Annotated in this window: 8 protein-coding genes; 2 read left to right on the forward strand and 6 right to left on the reverse strand. The window is 46.2% G+C overall.

The genetic code is table 11. The features are described from left to right. On the forward strand, positions 1–1029 hold a 1029-nt coding region (locus tag J0895_RS08980), incomplete at its 5' end, for a YheT family hydrolase (protein ID WP_207087766.1). Here the strand turns inward: J0895_RS08980 and J0895_RS08985 are convergent. Next, the gene (locus J0895_RS08985; RefSeq protein ID WP_207087767.1) at positions 1026–1481 is read right to left on the reverse strand and encodes a T3SS (YopN, CesT) and YbjN peptide-binding chaperone 1; all 456 of its coding nucleotides are present in this window, start codon (positions 1479–1481) and stop codon (positions 1026–1028) included. The genes J0895_RS08980 and J0895_RS08985 overlap by 4 nt on opposite strands. A 290-nt stretch (positions 1482–1771) precedes the next feature. On the opposite strand from J0895_RS08985, the gene J0895_RS08990 reads away from it, so the two are divergent. After that, positions 1772–2032, forward strand: a complete 261-nt coding sequence (locus tag J0895_RS08990) for a hypothetical protein (RefSeq protein WP_207087768.1) — start codon at positions 1772–1774, stop codon at positions 2030–2032. 133 nt (positions 2033–2165) lie between these two features. Here the strand turns inward: J0895_RS08990 and J0895_RS26715 are convergent, their stop codons facing one another. The 5 genes from J0895_RS26715 to J0895_RS09015 all read right to left on the reverse strand — a co-directional run. Then, positions 2166–2654, reverse strand: a complete 489-nt coding sequence (locus J0895_RS26715) for a PIN domain-containing protein (protein WP_207087769.1) — start codon at positions 2652–2654, stop codon at positions 2166–2168. Continuing rightward, positions 2651–2896 (reverse strand): UPF0175 family protein, encoded by a 246-nt coding sequence (locus J0895_RS09000; protein WP_207087770.1) that lies wholly within the window; start codon positions 2894–2896, stop codon positions 2651–2653. Before J0895_RS09000 ends, J0895_RS26715 begins: the two co-directional genes overlap by 4 nt. Positions 2897–3118: 222 nt before the next feature. After that, on the reverse strand, positions 3119–3925 hold the full coding sequence (locus J0895_RS09005) for a WecB/TagA/CpsF family glycosyltransferase (protein ID WP_207087771.1): 807 nt from the start codon (positions 3923–3925) through the stop codon (positions 3119–3121). Positions 3926–4064: 139 nt separating this feature from the next. Continuing rightward, entirely contained in the window at positions 4065–5135 is a 1071-nt protein-coding gene (locus tag J0895_RS09010) for an NAD-dependent epimerase/dehydratase family protein (protein ID WP_207087772.1), read from the reverse strand. Between the two features lie 166 nt (positions 5136–5301). Further along, on the reverse strand, positions 5302–6483 hold a 1182-nt coding region (locus J0895_RS09015), incomplete at its 5' end, for a glycosyltransferase family 4 protein (protein WP_207087773.1).

Below are 6483 nucleotides of genomic sequence, written 5' to 3' on the forward strand. Positions count from 1 at the left end.
ACGATCGCCGACCCCGAACCACCTTATCAAGAAACCCACTTTACCGGCGCAGGAGGAGTCCCGATTTATGGCTGGGTTGCCCAGAACGATCGCCCTCGCGGAACAATTGTCGCCACCTATGGCATCACCGGAGAACTTCCCGAACAATGGTTTCTCCGACTCCTGGGACGTAAAGCCTTTGCCCGAGGCTATTCCGTGGTCCTCTTTGACTGGCGTGCTCATGGCAAAACCGCTGAATTATCTCCCACCCTGACTTCTGATGGACTATATGAGGGGGAAGATTTTGTGCGAATTGCTGCCAAAGCCAAATCAATGGGATGTCCAGGACCCTTCTGGTTTTTAGGATATTCCCTGGGGGGACAACTAGCGCTGTGGGGGATAAAAGCAGCCCAATCGATCGCCGATTGGGGAAAAGAGATAGACTTGGACCCCTGGGAACTTGGGGGTGGGGCGGTGATTTGTCCGAACCTGGATTCTAATCGGTCCCTGTCCTATTTAGTCAAACAACCCTTTGGGAAATATCTGGAAAAGGCGATCGCCAAGGAGTTGAAGAAACTCGCCTGGAAACTGCATCAGATGCATCCGAATGATATCGATCCCGAGGCGATCGCCCGCGCCAATAGCATTTGGGGATTTGATCATGAATTGGTAATTTCCCGCCTCGGATTTGCCTCAGTCGAGGAGTATTACGCCGCCAGCAGTCCCTTGGGAATTCTGCCAGAGTTCACCAAACCCACCTTGATTTTATATGCGGCAGATGACCCCATGTTTCACCCGGCGATCGTGCCTGAGTTACAGGAGATTTGCGACAGCAACTCGGCGATCGAGCTTTTGCTGACTCGGTATGGGGGTCATGTGGGCTATGTCAGTAATTTAGCCAGCCAGAAAAAAGCCGGAGATAGCGATCGCTGGTGGGGGTGGAATCGAGTCTTAGACTGGTGCGATCGCCAACGGGAGGGATGCGCTGAGACAATCCCTCATGGGCGATCGGCCCTTGACTCCACCCTGTTAGGGATTTCCAATCCCTAGTTTGAATTGCCGCAAATGCGATCGAGAGCACGTTTGCCCCCCCATCGTTCCACCAATTGGTCATCGTACTCGTCGGAGACTTCCAGAACCGCATTCACCGAGGATTCCAATTCTTTTTTATCGCAAGTAGATCCCACAATACTATGCTCAAACAGGATATCACCCTTCGCATCAATGCCAAAAGCCCCGAAAATCATATTGCTATTTTGTTCCAGGAGAAAGCGCATCAGATCCGCAGTCAGTTCTGTCTCCGTCACCACATAAGCGCGGGTATTGATCACGGCATCCTTTTCTCCCCAAGGTAAAATCAGGACTTCCACCAGGGCGGAACCCATAAATATCCCCAATCCGGGGATATCTTGGCGAGCACAGGGAAATTTGCCAAATAATTCTTGCATCCAGAGGGCGACTTTGTGATAACAGGCTTCTTGTGCTGGGGTTTGAAATTGCATTTGGATTCTCCTTCTTAATTAGAGTGGCTGTTGAGTGCTTTGTATTATCTTCCCAGGTTGGGTGCACTCAGTTTTTAGGATGAAGTTATCTTTAAGGGTGGGACAACTGGAGTATCGGGGTGAAAAACATCGGATGCGATCGAAATCACAACAGTTGAGTAAAGGAGTTCACCTCCCTTGTAGGATCTCGATCGCACAGGACGGTTCAAAATCCGCTGACAATACAATAATTCAACCGGGAATCACTGAATCTCCCGAATTTAATTCAAGTTTTAATCGAGGTTTTAAGAATGAGTATATTTGCTCCCACCCACAAACTAATTGCCCCTGCTGGAGAAGAAAACCCTGTGATGCTTTTTTCCAAAAGTGAAAGTCACAAATACCGGGTGATCAGTGAAATTGAGCATTTTGAAGGCAGCGAAGCGATCTATGAGTGGCATCCCTGCCAGGGTGTGACGTACCGAGGATTTGTACTCAATGGTTTAAAAATTCTGCCGTTAGAAGTTACTCAAGGATGGCAATATTCCCGGGTTAACTCTGCGGCGATTTAGAAGGAATGGGTTTGCCAGTGTAGAAGCGATGGGGCGATCGATGATTCCCAAGCCGAAGAGTAACTCATATTTAGCTTAAAAAACAGATAAAATCCCAAGCAACATGAATTGCCTGAACGTTTACGGCTGACAACTACTCCCCCGCAAGCTGTAGAATGCGATGATATAGCCCTGGCGTTATCCAGAAATCTGCTGTGCCAATCAACTCATCCAGGAGAGGTTTAACCGATGGAATCAAACCTCTATATTTTACCATAAAGATTAGCACCCATAATACACCTTTTATCTTGAGTCCAAAGCGGGATGCTACTTGATAGCCAAGAGGTTTATGTAACAATAGTAGATCGGCTTGAAGTTCCACAGCCAGGGCAATGGCTTCGGATTCTCCAGCATCCAATTCTTGCCGCAACGATAGCGCCAAATTTGGGTTAGAAACCGACTGAATTTGGATCCAAGAGAGCGTTTTCACCTCGGTCGATCCCGGTATCTCATCCCCTCCACTTGTCAATTCCAGGTTTACGGCTTCTGGAATCAGAATAGTGTCGTACAAGTCTTGAAGAAGGTTTAGGCGTCCAATAGCAGCTAAGTTGGTGATGGGTGAAGTATTACTGACTATAATCACAAATATCCCATTTCCCGCATAGTTTTGATGTCAGATTCTAGTTCCGGAATGTCATAATGGACGGGAATTTTTCGACTCGCCAGCAAGTGTTGAAACTGAAGTCGATTCATCTGGGCCAAACGACTTGCTTGTGCCAAGGTTAATTTCTCTTTTTGGAAAAGCATCACTGCGATTTCTTGCAGGAGTTCAGCATCAGACATCCGGGTTGTTTGGAGGATCTCGTCTGGAATGATTACGCTCATGTTTTTTCCCTAACTCGCTTCTTTATGGTAACACAAGTGTAAAAAGGGCGATCGCACCTAAAACAACTCCCTCCCATTCCCCATGTTCTGCTTTTCAATTTAGACAGGGAACAGCTTAACCTCAAATAAATCTCAACCGAAACACCCAGAACTTAGCCCGCTTAACTGCGGGCTAAGTTCCGTTAACAGCAGCTTAAAACCTGCCTTAACCCAATTCATGACTTACCCATAAGACTCTTCAGGTTCCATCCCCGTTGGCTTCAAAACCGGCTGCTTAGAAATGGATAACATTTGTAAAAATGTAAAGGTCAAATACATCGGATTCAGTAACAAATAGCGCTTCCATAATCGTCCCGGTTCCTGAATCAATCGGTAGAACCATTCCAGTCCCCGTTTCTGCATCCAAGGCGGTGCCTGAGATACGGTACCCGCATGAAAATCAAAGGCGGCCCCCACTGCCATCAAGGGCATGGATAAATGATTTCGATATTCATAAACCCAGACTTCTTGACGAGGACAACCTAACCCGACAAAGGTAATTGTTGCGCCACTATTTTTTATCCGATTAACTACTTCCTGCTTTTCTTCGGGAGTTAACCGGCGAAATTTAGAGGGTTCTGCACCAACGACTTTCAAACCCGGAAATTTAACTTGTAACTTCTCCAATAAGAGGTCCAAGGTTTCCTGTTTGCTGCCGTAAAAATAGACGGGTAATCCTTCTATTGCAGCAGCTTCTAATACTTTTAAAGTCAAGGTAGGACCATAGACGCGATCGGGCAGCTTAATCCCATGAATCCAGTTGAGCGCCCACCGAACCGGCTGTCCATCCGGTGTCACCAAATCAAATGCGTTTAAGCGGCGACGATGAACGGGATCAGAAAAGCCCGTCATCACCCCATGAACCGCCAAAGCTGTCATTGCCAGAGGCGATCGCATCTTCGCTGCATTAATAATCGCTTCCACACCATATTCATAATCAATGGCTGATATTTCCACCCCGAGTACGGAGTATTTCCCTCGATTAATCACCCCAATCACCTCTATTTAGAACTGGGTAAATTTTAATCCATAGCAATTAGCCCTAGCGCTAATTGCTAAATTTTTTAGTAGAAGACCCTGGGAATACTTAATAGATTTTCAAGAAGTCAGCCCCGATAATCCGGGAAACTCAACTCCCCCAACGAGACTGATTAAAGTCATAGATTTCTTTAAAAATATCTCTGACACTAGGGTAGCTTAATTTCCACTCCGGATAGTGGGATTTGAACTTACTTAAATCACTGATATACCAGATATGATCCCCCATGCGGTTGGTCTCAGTGTAGCTGGTTTCCATCTTCTTGCCGGTAATCTCCTCGCACATTTGGATCCCTTCCCGGACCGAAGTATTACTTTCGCGACCCCCACCCAGGTTATAAACTTCAGCAATCCGAGGTTGCTTGAAAAAAGTGTCCATCGCCAGGATCACATCAATGCAGTGGATTACGTCCCGGACTTGCTTACCTTTATAACCGATCACGGTGTAAGGGGTTCCCGTCATAGCGCATCTCATCAAATAGGAAGGGAACCCATGCAATTGAGCACCAGAATGTTGCGGCCCACTGAGGACCCCACCTCGAAACACCGCACTTTTGATGTTAAAATAGCGCCCATACTCTTGAACCAACAGATCCCCAGCAGCTTTCGAGGCCCCAAACAGAGAATGCATACTTTGGTCAATGCTCATGTCTTCGGGGATCCCGTTTTGGTAGGGGTGAGAGGGGTCCAGTTCCCAGCGAGTTTCTTGTTCAACGAGGGGTAAAGTATTGGGGCGATCGCCATACACCTTATTGGTGGAACAATGGGCAAATACCGCCTCGGGACAAAACTGCCGCGTTGCCTCTAATAAAACCAGGGTCCCATTGGCATTAATCGAAAAATCTGTAAAGGGTTCCTTTGCGGCCCAATCATGGGATGGTTGCGCCGCAGTATGGACAATTAAAACGATATCGGATTTGTACTTGGAGAAAATCGCATTAATCGCTTCGGGATTGCGGATATCAACTTCGTTATGTTCGTACTTATCCCCGAGTTCTTTGCTGATTCGTTCCCGGTTCCAACTGGTGGAGGCTTCCTTTCCAAAGAAGTATTGACGCATATCATTGTCAATCCCGACCACTTTGTAACCGGCTTTTCCATAGAACAGGGCGGCCTCGGAACCAATCAATCCGCCGGATCCTGTTACGATAACTACAGACATTCTGTTCTCCTGCTATGTTGAGTGTTTGGATGAGTTGCCAGTGGTTTTGCTGGCATGAATTTCCCCCTAGATTATAGGCCGGTGTGGGGTACTCGGCACGAGGTTACTCAGGCATTCTTCTGCCTGATTTATGCCAGTGGCGATCGCGAATTTTCAGAGTTTATGCTTAATTGCCACTCGAACGGTGCAAAACTTGAGTATAGACAGACTTCGTTTTTTCAGCTAATTTTTCCCAAGTGTAATGTTCCAAAACTTTCTGATACCCCGCTTCCCCCAATTGAATGCAGAGGGATGGATTGTTCAGGAGTTCTATGATTTTATCAGCAATTTGGCCCGGATTTTGTTCGACTAAAAATCCATTGATCCCTTCATCAATGACATCCCGAATGGCCGGAATATTTCCCCCAATTGCGGGTTTTTTCATCATCCAGGCTTCCGTATAAACTCCCCCAAAACTTTCTTGCATAGAAGGGACACAAAGTAAATCACAAGCTGCCAAGGCGTCGGTTTTTTCTTCTAAACTGACTTTTCCCAGTTCTAAAATGCGGCGATCCTTAACTTCTGCAAAGAATTTTTCCGAAAATTTAGTGCGGGGACCAATGGCAACAAAGCGAGTTTCTGGAAACTTGGCCCAAACTGTTTTCGCCGACTTGATAAAGGCTTCAACCCCTTTATATTCGTACTTTTGACCCAGGAATAAGACGATTGGACTATAACCCAGGGAGTATTTATTTCGGAAGCGACTGGCTTCTGGATTTTCAGATAATAAAGGGCCGATTCCTGTGATAAATATTTTCTCTTCCTTAACCCCGAACTTGATTAACGTTTGCTTTTCTACCTGTGTTAAGGCAATTACTGCATCAGCTTGGCGATAAAGATTAATGTACTCTCGATAAAGCCATCCCACCCAGCGAGGATGATGTAATGGGACGAATACAAAGGGAATATTTAACTTTTGTGCCAGTTGCCAGGAGGCATAACTTAGCCCCTCTCTCCCCATCCTGACATTGTGGATAATTGCAGGTTTATCGGCATACTGTTCAAGTTTAGGCAATAAAACCTTAGAAATTTTGGCGATCGCCGTTTTTTTAATCCCATAATATCCAGCTACATAAGGAATCAACGACTTTCGTTCAGCCTGGGTTAAGGTAATTTGCTTAACCTCCACCCCATCAATTTCATATTCCTTAACTTGTTCTGGCGCTTTTAAAGTTGTTCCTAATAACCAATCTGTCCGATTTTCCGTCCAGTGCGTAATGACTCGAACCTGATTAGTTTGAGCGAGGGTAGAGACAATTTTATGGGTATGAAGTTGAGCGCCGCCAATTGCTGGAGGATAGGCTGTAAT

Origin of the sequence: Phormidium pseudopriestleyi FRX01 (assembly GCF_017313335.1) — a bacterium.
GTDB classification, from domain to species: domain Bacteria; phylum Cyanobacteriota; class Cyanobacteriia; order Cyanobacteriales; family Laspinemataceae; genus Laspinema; species Laspinema pseudopriestleyi.

What these genes read in the sequence shown, in the direction of transcription:
- J0895_RS09000 (WP_207087770.1), bottom strand. Translation starts at nt 2,896, where the DNA reads ATGAGCGTAATCATTCCAGACGAGATCCTCCAAACAACCCGGATGTCT.
- J0895_RS08985 (WP_207087767.1), bottom strand. Translation starts at nt 1,481, where the DNA reads ATGCAATTTCAAACCCCAGCACAAGAAGCCTGTTATCACAAAGTCGCC.
- J0895_RS08990 (WP_207087768.1), top strand. Translation starts at nt 1,772, where the DNA reads ATGAGTATATTTGCTCCCACCCACAAACTAATTGCCCCTGCTGGAGAA.
- J0895_RS09010 (WP_207087772.1), bottom strand. Translation starts at nt 5,135, where the DNA reads ATGTCTGTAGTTATCGTAACAGGATCCGGCGGATTGATTGGTTCCGAG.